Source organism: Streptomyces sp. NPDC101393, from assembly GCF_044767385.1.
GTDB lineage: Bacteria > Actinomycetota > Actinomycetes > Streptomycetales > Streptomycetaceae > Streptomyces.
The window spans coordinates 915230-940083 of the sequence record NZ_JBIWNU010000001.1 but is presented as its reverse complement, the minus strand read 5'-3'; the positions used below and the strand labels follow the sequence as shown (position 1 = coordinate 940083).

At 71.0% G+C, this 24854-nt stretch carries 22 protein-coding genes; 13 read left to right on the top strand and 9 right to left on the bottom strand.

Annotated features, from left to right (window positions below):
- Positions 1 to 75: 75 nt before the first annotated feature.
- Positions 76 to 1281 (bottom strand): ornithine--oxo-acid transaminase, encoded by a 1206-nt coding sequence (gene rocD / locus ACIRQ7_RS04075; protein ID WP_404259648.1) that lies wholly within the window; start codon positions 1279 to 1281, stop codon positions 76 to 78.
- Positions 1282 to 1427: 146 nt separating this feature from the next.
- Here rocD and trpS point away from each other — a divergent pair, with 146 nt between their 5' ends.
- The 3 genes from trpS (at position 1428) to ACIRQ7_RS04060 (ending at position 4635) form a co-directional block, all read left to right on the top strand.
- Positions 1428 to 2441: a tryptophan--tRNA ligase gene (trpS, locus tag ACIRQ7_RS04070; protein WP_401462090.1), complete on the top strand. Its 1014-nt coding sequence runs from the start codon at positions 1428 to 1430 to the stop codon at positions 2439 to 2441.
- 184 nt (positions 2442 to 2625) lie between these two features.
- Positions 2626 to 3207 carry a 2'-5' RNA ligase family protein gene (locus ACIRQ7_RS04065; RefSeq protein WP_404259646.1) on the top strand — a complete coding sequence of 194 codons (582 nt, stop codon included), beginning with the start codon at positions 2626 to 2628 and terminating at the stop codon, positions 3205 to 3207.
- 453 nt (positions 3208 to 3660) lie between these two features.
- A complete protein-coding gene (locus ACIRQ7_RS04060; protein ID WP_404259644.1) occupies positions 3661 to 4635 on the top strand; it encodes a YihY/virulence factor BrkB family protein in 975 nt (324 codons plus the stop codon).
- A gap of 43 nt (positions 4636 to 4678) precedes the next feature.
- On the opposite strand, the gene ACIRQ7_RS04055 is transcribed toward ACIRQ7_RS04060, so the two are convergent.
- On the bottom strand, positions 4679 to 6142 hold the full coding sequence (locus ACIRQ7_RS04055; protein ID WP_404259642.1) for a D-alanyl-D-alanine carboxypeptidase family protein: 1464 nt from the start codon (positions 6140 to 6142) through the stop codon (positions 4679 to 4681).
- On the opposite strand from ACIRQ7_RS04055, the gene ACIRQ7_RS04050 reads away from it, so the two are divergent.
- The 6 genes from ACIRQ7_RS04050 (at position 6141) to ACIRQ7_RS04025 (ending at position 13149) form a co-directional block, all read left to right on the top strand.
- The gene (locus tag ACIRQ7_RS04050) at positions 6141 to 6494 is read left to right on the top strand and encodes an SCO4848 family membrane protein (protein ID WP_401462105.1); all 354 of its coding nucleotides are present in this window, start codon (positions 6141 to 6143) and stop codon (positions 6492 to 6494) included. The two genes, ACIRQ7_RS04055 and ACIRQ7_RS04050, sit on opposite strands and share 2 nt — an antisense overlap.
- A 22-nt stretch (positions 6495 to 6516) precedes the next feature.
- Positions 6517 to 7890, top strand: a complete 1374-nt coding sequence (locus ACIRQ7_RS04045; RefSeq protein WP_404259640.1) for a metallophosphoesterase — start codon at positions 6517 to 6519, stop codon at positions 7888 to 7890.
- 253 nt (positions 7891 to 8143) lie between these two features.
- Positions 8144 to 8455: a hypothetical protein gene (locus ACIRQ7_RS04040; protein WP_403667375.1), complete on the top strand. Its 312-nt coding sequence runs from the start codon at positions 8144 to 8146 to the stop codon at positions 8453 to 8455.
- 62 nt (positions 8456 to 8517) lie between these two features.
- Positions 8518 to 9942, top strand: coding sequence for a hypothetical protein (locus ACIRQ7_RS04035; RefSeq protein ID WP_404259638.1), 1425 nt, complete (start codon positions 8518 to 8520; stop codon positions 9940 to 9942).
- Positions 9943 to 10056: 114 nt separating this feature from the next.
- A complete protein-coding gene (locus ACIRQ7_RS04030; protein ID WP_404259636.1) occupies positions 10057 to 11253 on the top strand; it encodes a S8 family peptidase in 1197 nt (398 codons plus the stop codon).
- A gap of 339 nt (positions 11254 to 11592) precedes the next feature.
- Positions 11593 to 13149, top strand: a complete 1557-nt coding sequence (locus tag ACIRQ7_RS04025) for an ABC transporter substrate-binding protein (protein ID WP_404259634.1) — start codon at positions 11593 to 11595, stop codon at positions 13147 to 13149.
- A 42-nt stretch (positions 13150 to 13191) separates the two neighbouring features.
- Here ACIRQ7_RS04025 and ACIRQ7_RS04020 read toward each other — a convergent pair whose 3' ends face one another.
- Positions 13192 to 14016, bottom strand: a complete 825-nt coding sequence (locus ACIRQ7_RS04020) for a TetR/AcrR family transcriptional regulator (RefSeq protein ID WP_404259632.1) — start codon at positions 14014 to 14016, stop codon at positions 13192 to 13194.
- 182 nt (positions 14017 to 14198) lie between these two features.
- On the opposite strand from ACIRQ7_RS04020, the gene ACIRQ7_RS04015 reads away from it, so the two are divergent.
- The gene (locus ACIRQ7_RS04015) at positions 14199 to 14993 is read left to right on the top strand and encodes a hypothetical protein (RefSeq protein ID WP_404259630.1); all 795 of its coding nucleotides are present in this window, start codon (positions 14199 to 14201) and stop codon (positions 14991 to 14993) included.
- On the opposite strand, the gene ACIRQ7_RS04010 is transcribed toward ACIRQ7_RS04015, so the two are convergent.
- The 5 genes from ACIRQ7_RS04010 to ACIRQ7_RS03990 all read right to left on the bottom strand — a co-directional run bounded on the left by ACIRQ7_RS04010 (position 14994) and on the right by ACIRQ7_RS03990 (position 19517).
- Positions 14994 to 15767: a succinate dehydrogenase iron-sulfur subunit gene (locus ACIRQ7_RS04010; protein WP_401462129.1), complete on the bottom strand. Its 774-nt coding sequence runs from the start codon at positions 15765 to 15767 to the stop codon at positions 14994 to 14996.
- Entirely contained in the window at positions 15767 to 17521 is a 1755-nt protein-coding gene (gene sdhA / locus ACIRQ7_RS04005) for a succinate dehydrogenase flavoprotein subunit (RefSeq protein ID WP_401462132.1), read from the bottom strand. Before sdhA ends, ACIRQ7_RS04010 begins: the two co-directional genes overlap by 1 nt.
- A gap of 25 nt (positions 17522 to 17546) precedes the next feature.
- Entirely contained in the window at positions 17547 to 18029 is a 483-nt protein-coding gene (locus tag ACIRQ7_RS04000; RefSeq protein WP_404259627.1) for a succinate dehydrogenase hydrophobic membrane anchor subunit, read from the bottom strand.
- A gap of 9 nt (positions 18030 to 18038) precedes the next feature.
- On the bottom strand, positions 18039 to 18419 hold the full coding sequence (gene sdhC, locus ACIRQ7_RS03995) for a succinate dehydrogenase, cytochrome b556 subunit (RefSeq protein ID WP_401462138.1): 381 nt from the start codon (positions 18417 to 18419) through the stop codon (positions 18039 to 18041).
- Between the two features lie 180 nt (positions 18420 to 18599).
- A complete protein-coding gene (locus ACIRQ7_RS03990) occupies positions 18600 to 19517 on the bottom strand; it encodes a 2-oxo-4-hydroxy-4-carboxy-5-ureidoimidazoline decarboxylase (RefSeq protein WP_404259625.1) in 918 nt (305 codons plus the stop codon).
- An 86-nt stretch (positions 19518 to 19603) separates the two neighbouring features.
- On the opposite strand from ACIRQ7_RS03990, the gene ACIRQ7_RS03985 reads away from it, so the two are divergent.
- From ACIRQ7_RS03985 to ACIRQ7_RS03975, 3 genes are all read left to right on the top strand, one after another.
- On the top strand, positions 19604 to 21280 hold the full coding sequence (locus ACIRQ7_RS03985; protein ID WP_404259623.1) for a glycoside hydrolase family 20 protein: 1677 nt from the start codon (positions 19604 to 19606) through the stop codon (positions 21278 to 21280).
- 542 nt (positions 21281 to 21822) lie between these two features.
- Positions 21823 to 22659 carry an RNA polymerase sigma factor gene (locus ACIRQ7_RS03980; protein ID WP_401462147.1) on the top strand — a complete coding sequence of 279 codons (837 nt, stop codon included), beginning with the start codon at positions 21823 to 21825 and terminating at the stop codon, positions 22657 to 22659.
- A complete protein-coding gene (locus ACIRQ7_RS03975; protein ID WP_404259621.1) occupies positions 22659 to 23717 on the top strand; it encodes a hypothetical protein in 1059 nt (352 codons plus the stop codon). Before ACIRQ7_RS03980 ends, ACIRQ7_RS03975 begins: the two co-directional genes overlap by 1 nt.
- A 171-nt stretch (positions 23718 to 23888) precedes the next feature.
- Here ACIRQ7_RS03975 and ACIRQ7_RS03970 read toward each other — a convergent pair whose 3' ends face one another.
- Positions 23889 to 24752, bottom strand: a complete 864-nt coding sequence (locus ACIRQ7_RS03970) for a L,D-transpeptidase family protein (protein ID WP_404259619.1) — start codon at positions 24750 to 24752, stop codon at positions 23889 to 23891.
- Positions 24753 to 24854: the final 102 nt, after the last annotated feature.

Genomic DNA, 24854 nt, shown 5'->3' with positions numbered 1-24854 from the left:
GCCGGCCGGCGCCATGGCGCACCCCGCCGCCCACCGCAGGTATCGGGCTCCCGCGGGCCTCCCTGCCCCGCACCCTCAGACCCCCAGCACGCCCCACAGCTGGTCCAGGCCCCAGTCCAGATCCGCCTTGCTGATCACCAGGGGCGGCGCGAGGCGGATCGTCGCACCGTGGGTGTCCTTGGCCAGGACGCCGCGCGCCATCAGCTGTTCGGAGATCGCCCGGCCGGTGCCGTGCGAGGGCTCGATGTCGACGCCCGCCCACAGCCCGCGCCCGCGCACCTCCCGCACCGCGCCGCCGCCCACCAGCGATCCCAGTTCGCGGTGCAGATGGGCGCCCAACTCCGTTGCCCGTTGCTGGAATTCGCCGGTCCGCAGCATCGCGATGACCTCCAGGGCGACGGCGCAGGCGAGCGGGTTCCCGCCGAACGTCGAACCGTGCTCGCCCGGCGCGAACACGCCCAGCACCTCGCGGGAGGACACCACGGCCGACACCGGCACCACCCCGCCGCCCAGGGCCTTGCCGAGGACGTACATGTCGGGGACCACGCCCTCGTGCTCGCAGGCGAAGGTCTTACCGGTGCGGCCCAGCCCGGACTGGATCTCGTCGGCGATGAACAGCACGTTCCGGCTGCGGGTCAGCTCCCGTACGCCCGGCAGATAGCCCGGCGGCGGTACGAGCACCCCCGCCTCGCCCTGGACGGGTTCGAGGAGCACCGCGACCGTGTGGTCGTCGACCGCCGCCTCCAGGGCGGGCAGGTCACCGTAGGGGACGATCTCGAAGCCGGGGGTGTACGGGCCGAAGTCCGCGCGGGCCTCGGGGTCGGTGGAGAAGGAGACGAGGGTGGTCGTGCGTCCGTGGAAGTTGTTGTCGGCGACGATGATCTTCGCCCGGCCGTCCGGGACGCCCTTGATCCGGTAGCCCCACTTGCGGGCCGTCTTCACCGCCGTCTCGACCGCCTCGGCGCCGGTGTTCATCGGCAGCACCATGTCCATCGCACACAGCTCGGCGAGCTGCGTACAGAAGTCCGCGAAGCGGTCGTGGTGAAAGGCCCGCGAGGTCAGCGTGACGCGCTCCAGCTGGGCTTTCGCGGCGTCCAGCAGCCGGCGGTTCGCGTGCCCGAAGTTCAGCGCGGAGTACCCGGCGAGCATGTCCAGATAGCGCCGGCCCTCCACATCCGTCATCCAGGCGCCCTCGGCGGTGGCCACGACGACCGGGAGCGGGTGGTAGTTGTGCGCGCTGTGCGCTTCCGCGGCGGCGATGGCGCGTTCCGTGGAGGTCACCGGTGACTCCGTTCGGTAGGCCGCGGGCCGTCGGCCGGCCGCGCGGCATTACGGGCGCGCCCGCGCGCGTGCCCCCTGCCATTGTCACGCGGACGGTTCCCGGACCGTGCTGCACGGCGCGCCCCGGACCTGAGACAATCGGTGCCATGGCTCTCCATCGTCCGCGTGTGCTCTCCGGTATCCAGCCCACTGCCGGCTCCTTCCACCTCGGCAATTACCTCGGTGCGGTCCGCCAGTGGGTGGCACTGCAGGAGTCCCACGACGCCTTCTACATGGTCGTCGACCTGCATGCGATCACCGTCCAGCAGGACCCGGCCGAGCTGCGGCGCAACACCCGCGTCGCCGCCGCCCAGCTGCTGGCCGCCGGCCTCGACCCGGAGCGCTGCACCCTGTTCGTGCAGAGCCATGTGCCCGAGCACGCCCAGCTCGGCTGGGTCATGAACTGCGTGACGGGCTTCGGTGAGGCCTCCCGGATGACCCAGTTCAAGGACAAGTCGACGAAGCACGGACAGGACCGTACGACCGTCGGCCTCTTCACCTACCCCGTGCTGATGGTCGCCGACATCCTGCTCTACCAGGCGGACCAGGTCCCGGTCGGCGAGGACCAGCGCCAGCATCTGGAGCTGACCCGCAATCTCGCGGAGCGGTTCAACGGCCGCTACGGCGACACCTTCACCGTCCCGAACCCGTACATCGTCAAGGAGACGGCGAAGATCCTCGATCTTCAGGACCCGTCGATCAAGATGAGCAAGTCGGCATCCTCGCCCAAGGGCATCATCGACCTCCTCGACGAGCCCAAGGTCACCGCGAAGAAGATCAAGAGCGCCGTGACGGACACCGACACGGTGATCCGCTTCGACGCCGAGGAGAAGCCGGGCGTCAGCAATCTGCTGACGATCCTCTCGACCCTCACCGACACGGACATCCCGGCGCTGGAGCGGTCCTACGAGGGCAAGATGTACGGAGCTCTCAAGACCGATCTCGCCGAGGTGATGGTCGACTTCGTCACACCGTTCCGGGACCGTACGCAGGAATACCTGGACGACCCCGAGACGCTGGACTCGATCCTGGCCAAGGGTGCCGAGAAGGCCCGCGCGGTCGCCGCTGAGACCCTCGCCACCACGTATGACCGGCTCGGATTGGTGCCGGCGAAGCACTGAGCGGACGGTCGGCGCGGGCGGTTTCGGCCGCCCCCGCGACGGGCCGGGGGCCCAGGGTCCCGGCCCGCGGGGCCCATGGGCCCACCTGTAACAGGACTGAGGACGCTCCCCGCGAAGGGTGCGCACCCGGCACACTAAGAGGGGCGCGCGGGCGCGTCGCCGGAACACCAGGAGGGAGAACGCCGTGGGGACCGTAACGCTGGGCGTTTCGATCGCGGTCCCGGAGCCTTACGGCAGCTTCCTCCAGCGGAAGCGCGAAAGCTTCGGGGACCCTGCCGCACACGGCATCCCCACGCATATCACCCTCCTCCCGCCGACCGAGGTCGCCGCCGAGGCGCTGCCCGCCATCGAGCGGCACCTCGCCGACGTCGCGGCCGCCTTCCGCCCCTTCCCGCTCCGCCTGGACGGCACCGACACCTTCCGGCCGCTGTCGCCGGTCGTTTTCGTGAAGGTCGTCGAGGGTGAGGCGGGCTGCTCCGCGCTGCAGGCCCGGATCCGGTCGGCGTCCGGGCCGTGCGCCCGCGAGCTGCACTTCCCCTACCACCCGCATGTCACGGTGGCGCACGGCATCGCCGAGGAGGCGATGGACCGCGCCCACGCCGAGCTCACGGACTTCTCCGCGACCTGGACGATCGGCGGGTTCGCGCTCTACGAACAGGGCGCGGACGCCGTGTGGCGGCTGGAGCGCGAGTACCCCTTCAGCTCGCAGCAGACCGGCGTCCCGCGCCAGGCCGACCTCTCCCGCCCGCCGGCCCCTTCCTGCTGACGGAGGCCCCGGCCTGACGGCCGCCCGTACGCACAGACGGGCCGTCGGCGGCGGAAGACCCCGCACGGCACATGCGCAGCGCCCCGCCGGTACCCCACCGCCCCGGCAACCCCCACCGGCCCGGCGCGGCCACGCTCGCCCCCTCCAGGTGTGACTTCCCCCCTCTTCGTCACTCTCTCGCCGAAATGAGTGGATATTGGCGTGTCTGGGCTCACGGTAGGGAAAGGTGTCCCCGGGGCAGTGAGAGTCGAAGGGACGCAGACGACCCGCGCCGCTCGGACGCGGCCGTCGTGGCGCTCGGCACGCCGCGTCCGGCGCTGCCCGTGCCGGCCGCCGGCGTCGCGATGACCATGGCGGATGTGTGACGCGTTGCGGGGTACGCGGACGCGGGATGGGTGAGTCCGCGCCGACGGGCCGAACGTACGACCCCACAGGGGCATGAGGGGACACGCCATGGAGTGGTTGAGCAAGCTGCCGGTGATCGGGCCGGTCGTCACCTGGCTGATGACCACCCACCTCTGGCGCGCCTACGAGCGCATGCTCCGGGTGCACTGGACCCGGCTCGCCGCCGCCATCACCTTCACCAGCTTCATCGCGCTCTTCCCGCTGCTCACCGTCGCCGCGGCCATCGGCGCCGCGCTCCTCAGCGACAGCCAGCTGCACAAGCTGGAGGGCAAGCTCGCCCAGCAGATCCCCGGCATCTCCGGCCAGCTCGATCTCGCCGGCCTGGTCGACAACGCCGCCACCGTCGGCCTGATCGCCGGTGTGCTGCTGCTGTTCACCGGCATCGGGTGGGTCGAGGCGCTGCGCGACTGCCTGCGCGCGGTCTGGGAGAAGGGCGACGACGGAGTCAACTTCTTCCTCGGCAAACTCCGCGACGGCGGACTGCTCCTCGGCCTCGGCGGCGTCGCCCTGCTCTCGGTCGCCTGCTCCACCTTCGCTGCCGCGGCGGTGGGCAAGGTCGCCGACGCGATCGGCCTGACCGAAGGCGGCATCGGCAGCATCCTGCTGTCCGTCGCCGGCTTCTGTGTCGCCGTCCTCGCCGCCTTCCTGCTGCTGGCCTACGTCCTGACCAAGCTGCCGGGCGCGCAGCCGCCGCGGCGCGCCGTGGTCGTCGCGAGCCTCATCGGCGCGGTCGGCTTCGAACTGCTGAAACTGCTGCTCAGCGGCTATCTCAGGGACGTCGCGTCGAAGAGCATGTACGGCGCCTTCGGCACCCCGATCGCGCTGATCCTGTGGATCAACTTCACCGCGAAGCTGCTGGTCTTCTGCGCGTCATGGACGGCCACCCAGGACCCGGACAGCGAGGAGACGGCGGACGAGACGGAACCGGAGCCGGAGGCCGGGCCGGGCCCCGCTGAGGGAGCCTCAGGCCGGGCCCGGGGCGGCGAGTCCGGTTCCTCGGCCGCTCCCCGCCCCGGCGGGTGAGCCGCCCCGAGGCCGGGCCCACCCGCTCACCCGCTCATACGGCTCACCTTCGGGGGCGGCGACCGCGTACCAGCTCGGGAAGCGGCCAGCGGCGGTGCACGCCCAGCGCCACGGCACCCAGCACGAGGAGTGCGCCGACGGTGATCCCCAGCGCCGTCCAGGCGCCGCCCGAGCTCTTGGCGGAGTCCATGCCCGCCTGGGCGGTGGCGTGCCCGTCCTTCGCGTTGCCGTGCCCGCCTGCGCCGCCGGCCGCCCCCGCGTCGCCCTCCTCGCTCAGCGGCCCGACGAGCCGTCCGACCGGCTCCACCTTCTCCGACGCGGCGAAGCCCCAGTCGAAGAGCTTGGCGGCCTCCTTGTAGGCCTGGTTGTGCTCCTGCTTCTCCGGGTGCATGACCGTGACGAGGAGCTTGCGGTCACCGCGCTGGGCGACGCCGGTGAACGTCGATCCGGCGTTGGTCGTCGAACCGTTCTTCACGCCCGCGATACCCGGATACGGCTTGATGTCGTAGTCGCCGCTGAGCAGCCGGTTGGTGTTCTGGATACCGAACTTCGCCCGCTTGCCGTCCTTGCCCTTGTCGCCCGGGAACTGCGCGCTGGCCGTCGAGCAGTACTCGCGGAAGTCGGCGTTCTGCAGCCCCGCGCGGGCGAACAGGCTCAGGTCGTACGCACTGGAGACCTGGCCCGGCGCGTCGTAGCCGTCCGGGGTGACGACGTGGGTGTCGGTGGCGTTCAGCTCCTTGGCGCGCTGCTGCATCTCCTTGACGGTGGCCGCCGTGCCGCCGTTCATCGCGGACAGCGTGTGCACCGCGTCGTTGCCGGACCGCAGGAACACCCCGAGCCACAGGTCATGGACCGAATAGCTGAGGTTCTCCTTTATGCCGACGAGGCTGCTGCCCTCGCCCATCCCCGCCAGGTCGGCGGGCTTGACGGTGTGCGTCTTGCTCTTCGGGAACTTCGGGAGCACCGTGTCGGCGAACAGCATCTTCAGGGTGCTGGCCGGCGGCAGCCGCCAGTGCGCGTTCTTCGAGGCCAGCACCTTGCCGGACTCGGCATCGGAGACGATCCACGAACGGGCCGTGAGGGTATCCGGACCCGGCAGCTTCGGCGCACCGCCGCGCAGCCCCACCTGGACGCCGGGCGTGCCCAGCACGTCCCCGCCGACCTGCGACATCTTGGCCGGCGGCACGGGAGCCTTGGGCGGATTGCCGTCCTTGGGATCGGCGGCCGCCGTACCGGCCAGCAGCAGCGGCGACACCAGCAGCGCGGACGAGGCCAGCGCGGCGACGGTACGGAGAGAGGCGGTGGCGGCACCGGAACGCGGCGTGCCGGGAGGGACGTGGTGGTCCTCCCTGCGCGCGGTCGTGGGTGCGGGGGAAGCCGTGGGTGCGGTGTAGGTCGTCGGCACGTCGGTGAACGTACCCGTCCTGGCCCGGGTCGCCGACATCACCCCACGGAAGAGTGCCCCTGCCGACCGCCGGATGGAGCCGCTGCCCATACTGGAACTCATGCTGCGTTCTTCGGGTACCACCCCCCGCACCCCCACCACCCTCTCGCGCCCCGTGGCCTGGTTCCTGCTCGCCTTCGGGGTCTGGAGCTGGTTCATCTGGATCACTTTCGTCAAGAACCTCTGGAAGGACGGGAGCGGTCTCGCCTTCGACGACGCGGGTGACCCGACCGCCTACTTCTGGGTCCATCTGCTGCTCGCGGTGACGTCCTTTCTCTTGGGGACGGCAATCGGCGTGATCGGGTTCCGCGGAGTACGCGCCTTGCGCCGCACGGCACAGACCGCGGCCACGGACACCGAACGGGACATGGACGCGCACCCCGCATCCCCGCCCTCCTCCACCCCCACCTCCTGAAGCACGGGCACGGGGAGCCGCCGTGTTCTTCCCGCTGATCCTGGTCCCGGTCCTCGGCCTGTTCGCCGGAGTGCACCGCTATCTGTGGTGCCGGCTCGTACGCGACACCACGAGCCCCGGCAGCCGCCCCCGCCGTACGGGCACGGCCGCCGCCTTCGTACTGCCGCTGACCGCCCTGGCCGCCCTGGTCTCCGGCCGCGTCGGCGCCCCCTTCGCCCTCCAGCAGGCACTGGCCTGGCCCGGATACCTCTGGCTGGCCCTGGTGCTCTACCTCACCCTCGCGCTGCTGGCCGGGGAAGTCGTCCGCCTGGTCTGGCTGCGCGCCCCCGGATGGCGGCCGGACGAGCGCCGACAGCGCCGACAGCGCCGACAGCGCCGGGAGGGCCGGGAGCGGGCGAAGCGGGCGGCGGCGGACGAGGCCACCACGGCCGCTCCTCCCACCGCCACGGCCTCCCCCTCCGCCGCCCCGCCCGCACCCGTCGCCGACGCGAGCCCTGACCCGGGGGCGCGGCCCGACCCGGCCCCGACGCTCCTCCCGCCCCGCACGCCCGCCCTGCCGCCGGCCGGTGCGCCACCCCGGCGTCTGTTCGTGGCCCGCGCGGTCGCCGCCGCCGCGTCGCTCGCCGCCGCGGGCACGGTCGGCTACGGCACCGCGACCACGCTCGCCGGACCCCGCGTGAAGCGCGTCACGGTCCCGCTGGCCAAACTGCCGCGCGCCGCCCACGGCTTCCGGATCGCCGTCGTCAGCGACATCCACCTCGGCCCGATCCTCGGCGCCTCGCACACCCGCCGCGTGGTCGAGACGATCAACCGCACCCAGCCCGATCTGGTCGCGATCGTCGGCGACCTGGTGGACGGCAACGTGGCCGACCTCCGCCCGGCCACGGAACCCCTGCGCCACCTCCGTGCCCGGCACGGCGCGTACTTCGTCACCGGCAACCACGAGTACTACTCCGGCGCGGCCCAATGGGTGGACCACGTACGGGAGTTGGGAATCCACCCGCTGGAGAACGCGCGCACCGAACTCCCCGGCTTCGACCTCGCGGGCATCAACGACCTCGCCGGCGCGAGCGAACACGCGGGCCCGGACTACGCCCGCGCGCTGGGCGGCCGCGACACCGCCCGCGCCGTCGTCCTGATGGCGCATCAGCCGGTCACCATCCACGACACCGTCCGCCACGGCGTGGACCTCCAGCTCTCCGGCCACACCCACGGCGGCCAGATGTGGCCCGCCACCTACATCGCCGAGGCCGCCAACCCCACCGTCGCGGGCCTGGAGCGCTACGGCGGCACCCAGCTCTACGTCACCCGGGGCGCGGGCGCCTGGGGACCGCCGGTACGGGTCGGCGCGCCACCGGACATCACGGTCGTCGAACTCGCCTCACTGCGTGCGTAGTTTGCCGCCCGGAAAGGGCGACGAGCATGGGGCGGAGGGGGTAGGCGAGCCGCCGCGCGGGTACTAGGTAACGGGCTGCCTACAAAGCATGGTCGCATTGCGCCGCGAATCGGACAGATCATGACTTACGATCTTGCTATTGCGACCGCCAATTCCCTACTCTTGATGAGCTTTACGTTGCCCTTACCGTGGCCGCCGCACGGGGCGGCGTGAACGGGGTCGGTGAGGCGCGCGGGGAACGGGGAGAGTCGTTATGGGTGAGCAGTTCAAGGTCGACCTCGACGAGCTGGACAGCGTGGTGCGGCAGCTCAAGCGCCTCCAGGGCGACATGGACAAACCGAGCCAGAGCGTCAAATACAGCACGACCATTCCGAAGTCCGCCTTCGGGGTCAACTTCATCGAGTCCGGCGAACTCGCCAGCGCCCACGACGACATGCAGGAGTACATGTCGCAGGTCGTCCATGCGCTGCAGGAACTCATCCGCAAGTTCGGCGACAAGGCCGAGGCCAGCCGCGGTGCGTACGAGGACCAGGAGCACACCACCAAGGTCTCGATGAATGGCTGACCGGTCGGCTGCGACGGCGCAGATGCGAGCGATGCGAGGAGTAACGATGAAGGGGGGCCGGCGTGGTTGACGCCAGGCAGGAGCGCGAGAGCGCCCAAGCGATGGAGAAGCAGCGGAAGGCGCGTGAGCGGGAGGAGCGGCTCAGCTCCTTCAAGGGGCAGCACCTCACCCCGACCTCTCCTTCCGACTTCCATCACCACGGCATCAACGAACTCCGGGCGATGATCGAGAACGCCAACCCTGAGGCGATCGAGACGTCCGGTACTCACTGGCGGTCCTCTGCCGACCTGCTTGCCGGTGAGGACGGGCGCGGTGGCATCCGGAAGGCCTTCACGGATGCCGTCGACCATGCGTCGGCCCATTGGGAGGGCTCGGCGGCTGAGGGCTTCCGTAAGGAAGCCGGTCGGGTTCTCGAAAAGCTTGACCGGACGTATCAGCACTCCCGGAACGTCGAATCCACCTTGATCGGCACTCGGGAGGCGGGGCCGGACAGTGGTGTCGCGCACAGTCTTCGCGAGGCCAAGAAGGCCATGTCGAAGATCCATGACCCGGGCAAGCTGGACAGTGCGCTGGACGACAAGGGCGATGACGCGCAGTTCCACAAGGACATGGCGGACCCCAAAATGGACGCCAGGATGGCCCTTGAGCTCAACCGGGACAGCCTGTCCCTGAGCAAGGAGCGTCAGGTCGAAGCCGTCATCGTGATGGACGAGCTGGCGAACAACTACGGGCGCAACGGCGGGATTCTGCGTGAAGGGACGGGGCCTGGGGTGACCGGCGACTGGCCGGTACCGCCCTCCCGCTCCCAGAGGCCGCGGCCGGTCAACATGCCCGATACGGGCGGTTCCCGGCCGGATCCGTCGTCGGTGCAGACGCATACGCCGAACGGAGCTGGGGGGCACGCCGTTCCGGCGGGCTTCGACGGTCCCAAGATCAGTTCGCCCGACCTGCCGGTCAACACCGGACTCGACAGCGTTCAGGGCGGCACTCTGGCCCCCACACCGGGCCCCACCGCCATCGGCGGCGGGCCTTCCGGCGCCGCACACCACGGTGTGTCCGGTGGCTCCGGCGGCTTCCCGAACGGGGCGATCCCGCCGGGAGTCATCGGTATGCCGGGCGGGGCCAAGGGCGCCGGTGGTATGCGCGGCGGCATGGCCGGTGCCGGGCGCCCCGGCGCCGGTGGCGCGATGGGCGGCGGCAGTGGCAAGGCGGGCGCCGCGGGCGCGGCCGGACGCACCGGTGCGCAGGCGCGTACGCGTGGTGGCCAGGTCGGCAAGCCGGGTGGCCCCGCGGGCGGCGCCAAGCAGGGCGGCGCGGGCCTGCACCGCAGCCGTGGCGGCAAGAACGCCGGTATGGCCGGCGCCCACGGCACGAAGGGCAAGGGCGAGGAGAAGGAGCGCAACAGCGGCAAGCGCCCCGACTACCTCGTCGAGGACGAAGAGACGTGGGCGTCGAAGCGCAATGTGGCACCCCGTGTGATCGAGTAGACCGGCCAAAGCGCCGCACGGTGTCGATCGAGGAGAAGCCCCGCACTATCGTGTGCGGGGCTTCTCCGCAGGCGGACCACGCCGCCCCGACAGCACAGCAAGAAGGAGCGAAGCATGAGGGTCACCCGAACACTGCGCGCGACGGCGGGTGCTGCGCTGACCGGGGCGCTGCTGCTTGCTGCGAGCGGTACCGCCTCCGCCGATCAAGTGCGGGTCGGTCAGTGGCCGCTGGAGGCGTTCGGGGCGAAGGACCTGTGGAAGCAGGCCACCGGTAAGGGCATCACGGTGGCTGTGCTCGACAGCGGTTTCCGCGAGACCCACCAAGACCTGAAGGGGAAGTTCGGCGCTGGACCGGACTGGGGGCCGGCGGTTCAGGCCGAGAACGCCAAAAACGCCAAGAGCAAGAAGGAAGACGTCCGCGACCACGGAACCGCGATGGCCGGGATCATCGCGGGCCACGGACACGGTCCGGGCGGCTCCCAAGGGGTCAAGGGACTGGCCCCCGACGCCAAGATCCTTCCTGTCCCGGAGTACAAGAACAGCGGCCAGGCCACCCGGTGGGCTGTGGACCACGGTGCTGACGTCATCAACATGTCCTATAGCGAAGACAAGATGGCAGACACCTGCGAGTCCATCCACTACGCCGTGGAAAAGGGCGTTGTGGTCGTGGCGGGCGCGGGCAACGACGGCTGGTCCAAGAAGAGCTACCCGGTTGGCTGCCCTGGAGCGATCGGTGTCGGTTCGGTCGACCAGACTGGCGAGGCATCCAGCTACAACAACTACAACTCCGACATGGACCTTTTGGCACCCGGTGAGCGGGTGCCCGTCGCGATGGCCAAGAGCGACTCGGACTACCGCACCGCCGACGGCAGTTCCGCCGCCAGCGCCTACGTCTCCGCCGCCGCCGCCCTCCTCAAGGAGAAGTTCCCCGATCTCACCCCCGGGCAGATCGCCAACCGTCTGGTGAAGACGGCCGGGCTGTCGCAGGCGGAGAAGGGCAAGAACCTCAAGCTGCCGGACGAGCACTACGGCTGGGGCTACATCCAGCCCGGTCCCGCGCTGCGGAAGGACATCCCGGCCGGCCCGGCGGCAGGGCCGCTGGCGATGCCGAAGGGCAAGGCGCCGCAGCAGGCGGTCGTGCCCGGTGCGGACAAGGGGCAGGACCCGGACCCGCCGATGGGTGCCAAGGACAAGCTGATGCTCTACGGCGGGATCGGCGTCGGTGTCCTGCTCGTCGTCGGTGTGGTGATCACCGTCATGGCGATCGTCCGCCGTCGCCGGGAGATGGCCGCCAGCCGCTCCTGGGGCTGAGCCGCTGCGCGAGAAACACCGCGAGCTGTCGTCCGTGTCCGCACGGGCGGCAGCTCGCTGTGTTTCTCCCGAGCAAGCTCGCTGTGTTTCTCCCGTGCAAGCTCGCGGTGGGGTCCCGGTCTCCCGTGCAAGGACGTATATCAGGTCCCTGCACCCCCCCACCTACCGTTCGGTAGTCAAGGGCTCACGAGAAGTCATGCCGGAACGTGACCGGATGTGCCCCCAACCTTGCCCAAGCTTGCTCGCCGAACCCCGTGCGGGGCCCGCCCCCCTGTGGTTGGGTGAAGCGCATCACTGCCGCCTCCGGGCGGTCTGGCCTGGGCGGGGAAGGGGTGGGAAATGCGTCGGGGGAAGTGGCTTCGGGTGACCGTGGTCGCGGTGGTTCTGGCGGCGGTGGGGGTCGGCGGCGTCGAGCTGGTGGCGTCGGCGCAGAAAGAGGTGCGGCCCATTCGGGTCGGCACGACGGACACCGTCACCTCGCTCGATCCTGCCGGGGCCTACGACGCGGGCTCCTGGGCGCTGTTCAGCAACGTCTACCAGTCGCTGCTGACCTACTCCCGGGGTACCACCGCACCGGTGCCGGACGCGGCCCAGCACTGCGGGTTCGTCGGCCATGCCCTGACGACGTACCGCTGTGAGCTGCGCGAGGACGCGCGCTTCGCGGACGGCCGGGAGATGACGGCGCGGGACGTGAAGTACTCGTTCGACCGGATCCGGCGGATCGCCTCGCCGCAGGGGCCCGCCCCGCTGCTGGCCACGCTCAAGGACGTCACGGCCGAAGGGCGCCGGGTGACGTTCCGGCTGTCCGCGCCCGACGCGACCTTCCCGTTCAAGATCGCCACCGGTGCGGGCTCGATCGTCGACAGCAAGCGCTACCCCGCCGACCGGCTGATCGACGGTGCGCAGACCTTCGGTTCGGGCCCGTACGCCCTCCAGTCGTACGAGAAGGGCCGGCGGGCCGAGCTGCGCCCCAACGTGAACTACGAGGGCGCCATCGAGGAGGCCGGGCAGCCCGTCAGCGTGCGCTACTACCCGGACCCCGCTGACTTGAGCAGGGCCTGGCACAAGAGCCAGGTCGAGGTCGTCGGGCGGCAGCTGACGCCGGACGACGTGGCGCCGACCTCCCCGCCGGGCCCGGACGTCCGGGTCACCGAGAACGCCGACGCCGACACCCGCTCCATGGTCTTCAACCTCCGCCCGGGGTCCCCGATGGCCAAGCGGGAGGTCCGGCAGGCCATCGCCGCGGTGATGGACCGGCCCACGCTCTCCCGGAGGGTCTACCAGCGCACCGTCGAACCGCTCTACTCCCTCATCCCGCAGGGCATCGACGGCCACAGCACGGCGTTCTTCGAGCGTTACCCGAAGCCCGACCCGGACGCCGCCCGCGCCCTCCTGGAGAAGGCCGGGGTGAGCATTCCGGTCCGCTTCGACCTGGCGTACTCCCAGGGCTCCGCGGTCGACTACGAAGCCACCGAACTCCGCCGCCAGCTGGAGGCGAGCGGACTGTTCAAGGTGCACACGCAGCGATACGAGTGGACGGAATTCCAGAAGGGCTACGCGAAGGGCGCGTACGACGCCTACTGCGTCGGCTGGCTCGCCGACTTCCCCGACCCGGAGACCTTCACCCAGTCCCTGGTCGGCTCGGGCGGCACGCTGCACTCCGGCTACCGCAGCGCGTACGTGGACCAGCTGCTGCGCAACACCGAGCGCGAGCCCGAACGGGGCAGGACCCGCGACGACTTCCGCGCCCTGCAGAAGCGCATCGCGCAGGACGTGCCGCTGGTGCCGCTGTGGCAGCGCAAGGGCTATGTGCTGTCGAAGGTGGAGGTCTCGGGCACCGAGTACCTCGCGGACGGTACCGGCCTGTGGCGTCTCTGGAAGCTGACCCGCAGCTGACCCGCAGCCCGGCCCCCAGCCGGCCCGCGGCCGGGCGGGAGGCTAGGGCGTGTCCGGGCGGGGGCCGCCGCCCGCCGTGCCGGTGTGATCCGGGTGCCGCCCGGCGTCGCCCGGTAGCAGGAACTCGCCCAGTACGTCCGTGACTTCGCGCACCAGCGGGCGCAGCACCCGGAAGCGGGACGCGGCGACCGCGCGGGCCACCAGGGGGGTGGTGCGCTCCACCAGGCGGCGGCTGCGGGCGCAGTTCTCCGACCGGTCGTGCACCCAGTAGAGGACCAGTCCCATCTGCTGCAACCACAGCAACTGGGGCAACTGGTCGGAGAGTTCGGGCGCCGGTGTGACGTCGGCGCCGGCCAGCACCTGGCGGTGCAGGGAGATGGCCACCGACCGCGGGCCCCGGGACTCGTCGGAGAACGGGCTGAGCGGGCTGGCCGGGTCGGCGGCGTTCTTGAAGAACTGGGCGGCGAATTCGTGGTACGGCTCGGCGATGTCCAGCCAGGCCAGCAGCACCCCGCGCAGCCGTGCGGTCAGCCCTCTCTCGTGGGCCAGCACCTCCTGGACGGCCGCCGCGTGCTCCTCGGCGATCTGATCGTAGAAGCCCTGGACCAGGTGTTCCTTGGACGCGAAGTAGTAGTACGCGTTGCCGACGGAGACGCCGGCCTGCTGCGCGATGGCCCGCATGGTGGTCTTGTCGTAGCCGCGCTCACGGAACAGCCGCAGCGCGGTCTCCAGGATCAGCCGCCGCGTCTGCTCGCTCTTGCCACCGGGACCGGCGCCCGCGGCCTTCCCGGAGCCCGTTGCCTTCGCGGCACCCGTCGTCTTCCCGGAGCCCGGCGTCTTCCCGGCACCCGTCGTTGCGTCGTCCACGGCCCCGACCCTAATCGGGCGGGCCGTCCGCCCGTGCACCCCGCCCGCCCCATCGGGCTCCACATGTGTCACATCATTCACTCTCATCCGTGCTTTTCCCTTGCGGGAAGTGACGAGGCGTCGGATCCTCGTGTGCACGCCGCTCGGGGGAGCGCGGAGAGCATGAGCATCGGGGGGATGACGTGCTGAAGGTGTATTTCACCCGGCAGGACCTGGCCCGTACACGGGTCGCCGAGGGGGCCGACCCGCTGTGGGAGACCGTGCTGAGCCTGCAGAGGCTGCGCGAATCGCCCACCGAGCCGGCGCTCGCCGCCTGGCGCCGGCACGTCGTCCGGCACGGTCCCGGGCCGCTGCGCACCCTCATCCCGCTGGTGCCCCGGCACGGCTACTTCCCGGACTTCCTCACCCCGTACGCCGCCGTCCACGGCGTCGAACCCGGCCTGGAAGCCGTGATGAGCACGCCGAAGGAGCGGCTGCGCAAGGAACTGACGATGCTGGCCGCGCAGCAGCCGCTGCCCGCATGGGTGGCCGACATCGCGGACGGCGAGCCGGCCGCGATGCGCCATCTCGCGCGCAGCCTGCGCACCTATCACCATCAGGCGATCGCGCCGGGCTGGCCGCGGGTCGCCGCCTCGGTCGGCGGGGACCGGGCGCTGCGGCTGCACGCGCTGGGCCAGTCCGGCGCCGAGGCGATGCTGCGGACCTTCGGGCCCGCCATGCGGTGGCGGCCGCCGGTGCTGGAGGTCGGCTACCCCGTCGCACGCGAACTGCGCCTGGAGGGGCGGGGACTGCTCTTCGTGCCCTCGTACTTCTGCACCGACCCGATCGCCCTCGCGGACGACACGCTGCCGCCGGTGCTGGTCTATCCGGCGAGCGCGCCGGCGAAGGCCGCAGGGCCCCGCTTCCGTACGTACGGGAGCGAGGCCCTGCGGGGGGTCCAGATCCGGATCGGTGCCCGGGTCAGGAATGGCGCGTGATCAGAAGCGACGCGTGATCAGCGCGCGCTTGACCTCCTGGATCGCCTTGGTGACCTCGATACCGCGCGGGCAGGCGTCCGTGCAGTTGAAGGTCGTACGGCAGCGCCAGACGCCGTCCTTGTCGTTCAGGATCTCCAGCCGCTGCTCGCCGCCCTCGTCACGCGAGTCGAAGATGAAGCGGTGCGCGTTGACGATCGCGGCCGGGCCGAAGTACTGGCCGTCGTTCCAGAACACCGGGCAGGACGACGTGCACGCGGCGCACAGGATGCACTTGGTGGTGTCGTCGAACCGCTCGCGGTCCTCGGCGGACTGCCGGCGCTCACGGGTCGGCTCGTTGCCGGTCGTGATCAGGAACGGCATCACATCGCGGTAGGCCTGGAAGAACGGGTCCATGTCCACGACGAGGTCCTTGAGGACCGTCAGGCCCTTGATGGCCTCGACCGTGATCGGCTTCTGCGGGTTGATGTCCTTGATCAGCGTCTTGCACGCCAGACGGTTCTTGCCGTTGATGCGCATGGCGTCGGAGCCGCAGATGCCGTGGGCGCAGGAACGCCGGAAGGTCAGCGTGCCGTCCTGGTCCCACTTGAGCTTGTGGAGAGCGTCCAGGACGCGCTCCTTCGGGTCGATCTCCAGCTGGAAGTCCTGCCAGCTGGCGTCCTCCGAGATCTCCGGGTTGAACCGGCGGATCCGGAAAGTGACGGTGATCGTGTGCGAGGCACCGTCCTCGGCGGCGTCCAGCGCCGCCGAGTGCTTGTCGAGAGTGGGGGTGCTCATCAGTACTTACGCTCCATCGGCTGGTAGCGGGTCTGCACGACCGGCTTGTAGTCGAGGCGGATCGACTCCGAGCCGTCTGCGCCCACCTCGCGGTACGCCATGGTGTGCCGCATGAAGTTGACGTCGTCGCGGTTGGGGAAGTCCTCGCGGTAGTGACCGCCGCGGGACTCCTTGCGGGCGAGCGCGGACACGGCCATGACCTCGGCCAGGTCGAGCAGGTTGCCCAGCTCGATGGCCTCCAGCAGGTCGGTGTTGAACCGCTTGCCCTTGTCCTGGACGGACACGTTCAGGTAGCGCTCGCGCAGCTCGCCGATCTTCTCGACCGCGGTCTTGATCGTCTGCTCGGTGCGGAACACCATCACGTTGGCGTCCATGCACTCCTGGAGCTCCGTACGGATCTCGGTGACCCGCTCGGTGCCGTCGGAGTCGCGCAGCCGCTCGACCTGGTCGATGACCTGGCGCGCCGGGTCCTCGGGCAGCTCGACGAACTCGGCGTCCGCGGAGTACTCGGCGGCGGCGATGCCGGCCCGCCGCCCGAAGACGTTGATGTCCAGCAGCGAGTTGGTGCCCAGGCGGTTGGCGCCGTGCACGGAGACACAGGCGACCTCGCCGGCGGCGTACAGGCCCGGGACGACGGTGGTGTTGTCGCGGAGGACCTCACCCTCGACGTTGGTCGGGATGCCGCCCATGGCGTAGTGCGCGGTCGGCTGGATCGGGATCGGGTCCGTGTAGGGCTCGATACCGAGGTAGGTGCGCGCGAACTCGGTGATGTCGGGCAGCTTGGCGTCCAGCTGCTCCGGCGGCAGGTGCGTCAGGTCCAGGTAGACGTGGTCGCCGTCCGGGCCGCAGCCGCGGCCTTCCCGGATCTCCGTGTAGATGGAGCGGGAGACGACGTCACGCGAGGCCAGGTCCTTCATGACGGGCGCGTACTTCTCCATGAAGCGCTCGCCGTCCTTGTTGCGAAGGATGCCGCCCTCGCCGCGCGCGCCCTCGGTGAGGAGGATGCCCATGCGCCAGATGCCCGTCGGGTGGAACTGGAAGAACTCCATGTCCTCCAGCGGCAGCCCGCGGCGGTAGGCCGCGGCCTGGCCGTCACCGGTCAGGGTGTGCGCGTTCGACGTCACCTTGAAGAACTTGCCGGTGCCGCCGGACGCGAAGATGATCGCCTTCGCCTGGAAGACGTGGATCTCGCCGGTCGCCAGCTCGTACGCGACGACGCCCGCGGACTTCTTGACCCCGTCGACGTCCTGCAGCAGCAGGTCCAGGACGTAGAACTCGTTGAAGAACTCCACGCCCTCCTTGACGCAGTTCTGGTACAGCGTCTGGAGGATCATGTGGCCGGTGCGGTCCGAGGCGTAGCAGGACCGGCGGACCGGCGCCTCACCGTGGTTACGGGAGTGGCCGCCGAAGCGGCGCTGGTCGATCGTGCCGTCCGGCGTGCGGTTGAACGGCAGGCCCATCTTCTCCAGGTCGAGGACCGAGTCGATGGCCTCCTTCGCGAGGATCTCCGCGGCGTCCTGGTCGACCAGGTAGTCGCCGCCCTTGATCGTGTCGAAGGTGTGCCACTCCCAGTTGTCCTCCTCGACGTTCGCGAGGGCGGCGGCCATGCCGCCCTGCGCCGCGCCGGTGTGGGACCGGGTGGGGTACAGCTTCGTCAGGACCGCGGTGCGGCTGCGCTTCGTCGACTCGATGGCCGCGCGCATGCCCGCGCCGCCGGCGCCGACGATGACGGTGTCGTACTTGTGGATCTGCATTGGTCGTTTACCTCAGCCCCGGGGCCTAGCGGATGTTCGGGTCGAAGGTGAAGATCACCAGCGTGCCCAGAAGGACGGTGAACACCGTGGCGGTGTAGAGCAGCATCTTCAGCCAGAAGCGGGTGTTGTCCCGCTGCGCGTAGTCGTTGATGACCGTGCGCAGGCCGTTGGCGCCGTGCAGCATCGCCAGCCACAGCATCAGCAGGTCCCAGCCCTGCCAGAACGGCGAGGCCCAGCGGCCGGCCACGAAGGCGAAGCCGATCTTGGAGACACCGCCGTCCAGCACCAGCTGGATCAGCAGGTGACCGAGGACCAGGACGACCAGGACGATGCCGGACAGGCGCATGAAGAGCCAGGTCTGCATCTCGAAGTTGCCCCGGGAAGCGCGCCCGGTCTTGTTGGTGCGCTTGCGTGGCGGCTCGATGACGGGGGCCGGGTGGTCCACGTCATAGAGCGGGACGTCGTCCGTCACAGTGGTACCTGCGGGGGAGTGGGTTTCAGCGGACATCTCGCGTCATCAGCTCCCGAACAGCGTGCGCAGGGTGTGCTGCAACACGGGGTAGAAGGCACCGGCCATCAGCACGACCCAGACACCGACAACGGTCCACAGCAGCTGCTTCTGGTACTTCGGGCCCTTGGACCAGAAGTCCACGGCGATGACCCGCAGGCCATTGAGCGCGTGGAAGAGGATGGCGGCCACCAGGCCGTACTCCATCACGTTGACGAGGGGCGTCTTGTAAGTCGCGACGACGTCGTCGTAGGCCTCGGGCGAGACCCTGACAAGCGCGGTGTCGAGGACGTGTACGAACAGGAAGAAGAAAATGAGGACGCCAGTGACTCGATGAGCCACCCAGGACCACATGCCTTCCCGGCCGCGGTACAGCGTTCCAGCCGGCACGGAAAAACCCTCCGGGAGCGGGGATTGGGGCCTGCCGGCTTCTCTGTCGGTCACGGCCCGGCCGGGTACGGTCCACCGGCCCTGGCCATCGTAGCGACGCGGTGTCGGTTCCTCCCGCCCGGGTCCTTAGGTGTGATCAAACAGCCACCAACGGGCTATCACACAAGTACGAAACGGGCTTTACGGGCAAGAAGCCGCAAGTCGCGCCAGCCGGCCGCGGGTCAGCCGGCGCAGTTCGTCCGCGGTGACGGCCCGCTCCTCGTCCGGTTCGTTGCCCAGCCGGGTGCGGATCCCGGACAGCACCTGATCCAGCAGCTCGTCGTCGCGGTAGCCGTCCAGGCAGATCACGAAGGCGTGCCGGAAGCGCCGCTCGTACTCGGCGTGCGCGGCCCGCAGTGCGGTGTGCGCGGCGAGCGTGCCGGGGCCCCGGGCGCCGACGAGGGGGCGCGCCGAGAAGGATTCCCCGGCGAGCGCCTCGTCGATCTCCGCCGGGGTCAGGTCGTAACAGGCCTCGTCGGACGCGGCGAGCAGCGACTCCGGATCCGGGTACGGGCGGTGCGCCGCGACCCGCTCGGCCCAGCGGAGGCTGCCGCAGCAGGCCAGCAGCGCGGCGACGGCGTCGTCGGACGGGAGGGTGTTGAAGCCGTCGAGTCCGGCGCCGCCGGAGTATCCCTGCGGCAGCGCGCCCCGGCTCTGCGAAGGTATGCCGCACCGCGGGGAGTGCGGGGGATGCAGCGTCGTCGGCCTGGCGGCCGGGTTGTCGCCGGACAGCGTGGGCTCCTCGGACGGATGCGGATCGGACGGATGCGGATCGGACGGATGCCGGCCTGAAGGTGTCGGGCCTGGTGCATACGGACCGGATGGATCTTTTCGGCGGGTGCGGGGCGGGCGGCTGATGGAAGGTGGACGGGAGAACGACGGAATTCCGGAGTGATACCGGAGGGATGCGGAGCCGGAGGTGGGTGTGGCGGTGGTGACCGCGACGCGACGCCCCGGCGGTGATCCGGCGGTCCGGAAGCCCTGGGAAGGGAGTGACTGATGGAGACGCCACGCTAACGACGCTTGTCGGCCGTTGTCCGACGGATGCGCGAATTTCACCCGGATGAGAGACCTTTCGCGTGCTTGATGGACGACACGTCCCAAGCACCCGGCAATGCTTCGCCCCGAAAAGTGAGGATTGCACAATGTCGAACCCGACGCCGCCGTCGCGCTCCACGCGGCCGTCGACCCGAGCCGCCCTCGCGGTTCCCGCGCTCGCCGCCGCGCTGGCACTCAGCGGCTGCTCGGGCGCCGCGGACTCCATGCCGCCCGGGGACACCTCCTCGGCCGGGTCCTCGTCCGCCGCACCCACCCCCACCTGGGCCGCCGTGAAGGGGCCGCCGCGCACCATCCCCGCCGTCAGCACGTTCCAGGCGGCCGATGGACGCGGCTGGCGCCCGTCCAAGGGCGCCCGGGTGGTGGTCCCGGCCGGCGAGAAGAGCAATGTCGCCGACGAGGCCCGGCGGCTGGCCAAGGACCTGGGCGGCCTGCCGGTGGTCTGGGGCGACCAGGACGTACGCCCGGGGGACGTCGAGGTGAAGCTCACCGGGAAGAGCGGCGCCGACCGGCCGGACAACGCGGCGGTCAGCAACACGGCCGACGAGGCGTACACGCTGACCGCCGACGACACCCGGCTCACTCTCACGGCCCCCACCGACGCCGGCATCTTCAACGGCACCCGCACTGTGAAACAGGCACTGAGCACCGGCGGCGGACTGCCCGAGGGCACCATCAAGGACCGGCCGGACCGGCCGCAGCGCGGAATGAGCCTGGACAACGCCCGCAAGCCGTTCAGCGCCGACTGGATCGAGAGCCGGATCCGGGAGATCGCCGACCTCAAGCTCAATCAGTTCCAGCTGCACTTCACCGACGACCAGGGCTGGCGCATCGAGAGCGACACACACCCCGAGATCGTGTCCAAGGACCACCTCACCAAGGCCCAGGTCCGCAGCATCGTGCAGCTCGCGCGGAGCCTGCACATCAGCGTCGTTCCGGAGATCGACTCGCCCGGCCACCTGGGCGCCGTGCTCGACCACTATCCCGGCCTGGAGCTGCGCAATGCCCAGGGCGAGACCGTCAATGGCGCGATCGACATCTCCAAGCCGCAGGCCGGCAAGCTCGTCGACGAGCTGCTGCGCGAATACGCCGGGCTGTTCACCAATCCCAAGGGCAGCGACGCCTACTGGCACCTGGGCGGTGACGAATACCAGGCGCTGATGTCCCGTTCCCCCGAGACGTCCTATCCGCAGCTCGCGCAGGCCGCGCGGGAGAAGTACGGATCGGGCGGCACCATCGAGGACCTGGCCACCGGCTGGCTCAACGACCGGCAGAAGGTCGTCCGGAAAGCGGGCAAGAACAAGATCGAGGCCTGGAACGACGGGTTCTTCTTCGACGGCGCCGTCCAGCCCGACAAGGACCGGACCGTCGACTACTGGACCGGCAAGGAGATGGGCAAGCGCGACCCGGCGGAATTCCTCCGCAAGGGCCGCACCGTCATGAACTTCAACGACGAGTACCTCTACTACGTGCTCGGCGAGCCGAACGACTTCACCTATCCGACCGGGGAGCGGATCTACCGCAGCTGGACCCCGGCCGTGATCCGCGGGACCTCGCCGGTGTCGGTGCCCGCGTCGCAGACCGGGCCCGACCGGGTGCCCGGGGCGCGGTTCGCGATCTGGTGCGACCTGGCGAATGCGCAGACGCAGGAGCAGGTGGCGCAGGGGATCCGGATGCCGCTGCGGGCCTTGGCCGAGAAGACCTGGAATCCGGGGAAGCCGGCGATGTCCTGGCCGGACTTCAAGGCGCTGGGCGCGAAGGTGTGAGCGTCACGGCGTGAGTGCCGGCGGAAGGACGCGGAAGGACAAGGACGGCCGGGGCCGCCACCCCCCACAGGAGAGGCCCCGGCCGTCGCTCATGAAGGGCCTGTTACAGCCCCCTATCCGATACAGCGCCGGACGGCCCGAAAGCGTCACACGGGGTGCGGGGCGGGGTACCGCCGGTTGCTCTGGACGCGGGCCGGGCGGGGCCCGTAACGTGCCCATCCGCGCCGGTTGGCGCATCGTTCGCCTGTTTCCCGCGGCTTGAAGCAGCCGTGATCCCCGGGAGTTCCAGATGGATCCGTGCGGCCCGTCCGTCGCTGTGTGCGGTGGCCCGGATTCGGGGCGTGCGACCTCACGCGTTACGGTCTGCAGGAACAGCCCGGTTACCGGGGGTTCCCGGCGTGCCGTGATCCACGGCGGCGGGCGGTAACCGGCAGACATCCGGCGCCGTGCGGCGCGTACGCGATCAGCGGTCAGCGGACCGGATCGGCAGCAAAGCAGCAAGGACCGGGCGGCGGACTTTCCGCGTGCGACAGGATGGACCCGTGCGAGGGGACGACATTCAGCCGGACGACAGTCGGCTGACGGTTGCCGTACAAGCGGCACAGGACGGCGACGAAGCGGCGTTCCGTACGGTCTACCGGGCGGTGCACCCCCGACTTCTCGGGTATGTGCGGACCTTGGTGGGCGACGCGGACGCCGAAGATGTCGCGTCCGAAGCCTGGCTGCAGATCACCCGCGACCTCGCCCGCTTCAGCGGCGACGCGGACCGTTTCCGCGGCTGGGCCGCCCGCATCGCCCGCAACCGCGCCCTGGACCACATACGGATGCGCGGACGGCGCCCCGCGATCGGCGGCGACGAGAGCGAACTGGCCGACACCCCGGGCGCCTCCGACACCGCGGGCGAGGCACTGGAGGCGCTGGGCACCGGCAGCACCCTCCGGCTGATATCCAGGCTGCCGCAGGACCAGGCGGAGGCCGTGGTGCTGCGGGTGGTCGTCGGACTCGACGCCAAGAGCACCGCACAGGTCCTGGGCAAGCGGCCGGGGGCGGTGCGGACCGCCGCCCACCGGGGCCTGCGGCGGCTCGCCGAGCTGATCGCCGAGGAGCCCGCCGGCGGAATCGGGCACGACCCGGACGCCACCGGGGACGAGGGCGACGGCGGTATCGGCTGCTGCACACCGGGCCCCGAGGACGACGGCAGGGGCGGCGCGGGCCACACCGCCGACCCCCCTCCTGACCGGCCCGCGCCGGGGCCGCGCAAGGGTGGTGGAACCGTGGGCGGCGTGCCGGCACAGGGCCGAAGACGCCGCGACGGCGTGGCGGAATCGTACGTACCGGGTGTGACGGAAACGGCCGCGCGAACGCAGAAGGACATGTGATGGCCGACGACCGGTACGACTGGCTCGACAAGGACGCCGCGGAGCGATTGCTGCGTGGCGACCCGGTCAGTGCCAGGGACGGCGACGGCGCACACGAGCTCCGCCAGCTGCTGGACGCCGCCGCGGCGGTCGGCGCTGCGGGCCGTCCCGCACCCACCGAACTCCCCGGAGAGGGGGCCGCGCTCGCCGCGTTCCGGAAGGCCGGGCCGGGCGCCGGTGACGGGGCGCGGACCCGTACGTCCGGGGCCGTGGTCCCGACGGTGCACACCACCCGCCCCGGCGGCATCGCCGAACGCACCCGTCTCGGGCGCCCCTTCCGGCACGGCTTCGCCGTCGCCCTCGCGGTCTGCGCGATCGGCGGTGTCGCCGTCGCGGCGGGCACCGGCGTGCTGCCGACCCCGTTCCAGGGCGTCGGGGCGGACCCCGAACCGGCCGCCACGATCTCCGCCGCCGAGACCCCGGGCACCCTCCAAACCCAGGAGCCGGACACCCAGACCGGGACCGAGAGCGGCATCCCCAGCTCCCCGGGCGCCACCCCGGGCCAGGACCCGACGGGCCGGCACGGCACCCCGGCACCGGGCGGCCACGGCACGCCCGGTCATGACGGCGCCCCCGGCGCCCCGAGCGGCGCCCCCGGCCATGAGGGCACCCCCGGCGGCGCGGGCGACCCGGACTCCGGAAGGAACCACGGCGACCGCAAGAAGTTCGTGCTGGCGCTGTGCCGCGACTACGAGTCCGGCAAGCGGGGCGAGATGGACCGCACGACCCGCCGACGGCTGGAGCGCGCGGCCGGCGGCCCGGCCAAGGTGCACGCCTTCTGCCGCAAGTTCCTGGCGGGTCAGCAGAACGGCGGCGACTCGGGAGGCACCGGCGGGAGCGGCGGCAGCGGCGGCGGCACCCGGCCCGGCGACGGCCAGGGCAGCAGCGCCCCGGGCGGCGACGAGGACGACGACTCCCACCCCTCCGCCACACCGAGCCCGTCCCCCGACCCCGGCGCGTCCACCCCGGCACCCACGCCCACCGGCACGCCCTCCACGGCCCCTTCCGGCCCGGTGTGACGTTTTCCGACCCGGTGGCGCAGTAGAAAGTGAAGCCGACTGGTCATCGGCTGCGCAGAAGCCGGGGTTCCCCCCGTATCCACGGCTTCGCGCACTCGGCGCGGGCGGGGCACGTTCCCCCGGCCCTGCCCGCGCCCTTCTCTTCCGCCGGCGGCGTTCCGCCCGCCCGCATCAGTGGTGCACCACCACCTTCGTCCCCTTCTGCACCGCGGCGAAGAGGGCGGCGATCTTCTTCTCGTCCCGGACGTTCACACAGCCGTGTGAGGCGCCGGAGTAGCCGCGGGCCGCGAAGTCCGACGAATAGTGCACCGCCTGGCCGCCGCTGAAGAACATCGCGTACGGCATCGGTGAGTGGTAGAGCGTCGAGACGTGGTGCCGGCTCTTGAAGGTGATGGCGAAGGTGCCCTCGCGGGTGGGGGTGTACTGCGAGCCGAAACGCACGTCCATCGCCGAGACGACCCTGCCGTTGACCATCCAGGCGAGGGTGTCGCTCTTCTTGCTGATGCAGATCACCCGGCCCGTCATGCAGCGCGGATCGGGTGTGCCGATCGGCTTGGTGGTCGGCGGGAAGAGCTGGTCGTGGGACGGCTGGCGGGTGCGGGCGCGCAGGGCGCTCCACGCCGCGGGCTGCACCGCGCCGGTGCGCGGCAGCCCCTGCCGCTTCTGGAAGGCGCGGACCGCGGCGGCGGTCACGGAGGCGTAGTAGCCCGTGGGGGAGCGGCCGAAGAGGCCGAGCTGGGCGAGGCGGGCCTGGAGTTCGCGGACCTGCGGGCCGCGCGCGCCGGTGGCCATGACCGGACGTGGGGCGGGCCGGGGGGCGGGCCGCTGGGTGACCCGGTGCCGGGCCGGGGCCGGCGGTGCGGCGGACGGCGGGCGGGCGTGGGACGGCGCGGTGGCGGCATGCCGGCCGGACTTCCCGTCGGCCGTGCCGGCCGATCCGGACACCGTCACCGGACGGCAGCCCGCAGCTGCGGCGATCACCACCGCCACCAGCAGTGCCGTACCCGCCGCAGGTCTTCTGCCGCTCCGCCGCATGCTCCACCCCCGGTTGCCGCCGGTGCCACCTCGACCGGCCACCGTTGATGCTTCCCAGCGCTGCGGGACGGCGAACCTGCGGGCATGCTGTGAGCCGGGGCG